Source organism: Chamaesiphon sp. OTE_20_metabat_361 (assembly GCF_031364565.1).
The window spans coordinates 1-1,836 of sequence record NZ_JANLWO010000020.1 but is presented as its reverse complement, the minus strand read 5'-3'; the positions used below and the strand labels follow the sequence as shown (position 1 = coordinate 1,836).

General features: G+C 48.9%; 2 protein-coding genes. One reads left to right on the top strand and one right to left on the bottom strand.

The annotated features are described in order from the left end of the window. On the bottom strand, positions 1 to 935 hold a 935-nt coding region (locus RMO35_RS00530), incomplete at its 3' end, for a TldD/PmbA family protein (RefSeq protein ID WP_309737822.1). Positions 936 to 1,183: 248 nt separating this feature from the next. Here RMO35_RS00530 and RMO35_RS00525 point away from each other — a divergent pair. Continuing rightward, the coding region (locus tag RMO35_RS00525) for an ABC transporter ATP-binding protein (protein ID WP_309737820.1) at positions 1,184 to 1,836 on the top strand (653 nt) is incomplete at its 3' end.

Genomic DNA, 1,836 nt, shown 5'->3' with positions numbered 1-1,836 from the left:
GTCAGACTTTCATGAGCGATTTTTTGACCCTTCATGTCGATAAAGGGGGTGGTGTTTTTTTCGATTTGGGTGGTTTCGAGCAAGTGTCCGCAGGCTTCATGGAAGATCACGCCCCCAAACTGGTTTGCCATGATAATCGGATAAGTCCCCGACTCTACATAGTCCGCATATAGCATCTTACCCGCCGACTCCGAGACATCCTCAGCCGTCGCGCCATAATCCCAACTAGTCAAAAATCCAGGATTACTAGTATCGCCTACCCGTTGACCGATCGACGATCGATTGGCACCATCGGCACATAATAAGTTGTAGCCGACAGATTGTGTCAGCCGAATATCGCGCGCAAATGTGCCATCGCTGGAAGCAACTAAGACTTCTTGCCAATCGCGGAAATAAGCCGCGCGGCGAGATTGAATGTGGGTTGCGGTTTGTTTGAGCTTGCCATTGGCTGCGAGTAGCACATCTGCCATCTCTTGCATCGAGCTACACTGTTTTAACCAAACGTCCTTACCCTTTTTGGTCGCATAGTCGCGCAATAGTTCGAGATTGATTTCAGGTACATAAGAATTGGGCGCAGGTAAATGCAGCGCCATAATCCCTAACGCCTTCTCTAAGGCAGACTTCAGCCCCGTGAAGGACAAGTCATTGGTACTGACATAACAATCAGCGTGACCCTTAAATACGCGGACTCCCGCGCCTGTAGATAACCGAGGCGAGATACTCGTAATTTGGTCATCTTCTGCCAAACAACTAATATAATTCGATCGCTCTAAGAAAAACTCGACAAAATCGGCACCAGCCGCTCGTCCTAAACCTAGCAGTGTCGCTAATGGCGCTTCCCAGGTTTCATCGAACCGATTGGTCGTCGATGCGTAACTCAGATTTGGTAGTTGCTTGGATAACAAAAAAGTCTTGGGATCGATCGAAACAGTCATGCAGGCTTCTCCTGGGGTGCTGTTTCTATTGTAACTAACAAGGAGAGGTTGAGGGGATTGGGGAGACTGGGGGACTAGGGGACTAGGGGACAGGGTGACTATTTCGGTTCTCTTTACCTTTTACCCTTTACCCTTTACCCTTTACCTCCTATGAACATTCATAACAATTTCAAGCGATCGATTAAAAAAATTACCATCATGCAGAGAGTATATTTATGCCTAACAGCAAGTAGATTCGATCGTTAATTATGTCTAGTGTCAAACTCGAACGCATCAGTCGTAAATTTGCGACCGCCGCCACTACGCCAGAGCAACGATTTATGGGAATTGATGATATTTCATTCGAGATTCCCGATGGCGAATTCTGGGTATTGGTCGGCCCGTCTGGATGTGGTAAATCTACTTTACTGCGAATTATTGCGGGCTTAGAGGCAGCCACCAGCGGCAACGTGTATATCGGCGAGCGATTGGTAAATCAGGTACCCGCCAGACAGAGAGATGTGGCGATGGTATTCCAAAATTATGCCCTCTATCCGCACATGACAGTTGCTGAAAATTTGGGATTTGGGATGCAAATGCGGGGGATCGATCGATCGACCATCGAGCGGCGCATCAAAGACGTTGCCAAATCGCTCCAAATAGACATGTTACTCGATCGCAAGCCCAAACAATTATCTGGCGGGCAACAGCAGCGCGTCGCCCTCGGTCGTGCTATCGCTCGATCTCCCCAAGTCTTCCTCCTAGACGAACCCCTGTCCAATCTCGATGCCGGATTGCGCGATAACACTCGCAGCGAACTTCAGCAACTGCACCAACAAGTCGGGATTACGACGATCTATGTCACCCATGATTGTACCGAAGCAATGACCCTCGCCGATCGAATTGTCGTACTCGATCGCGG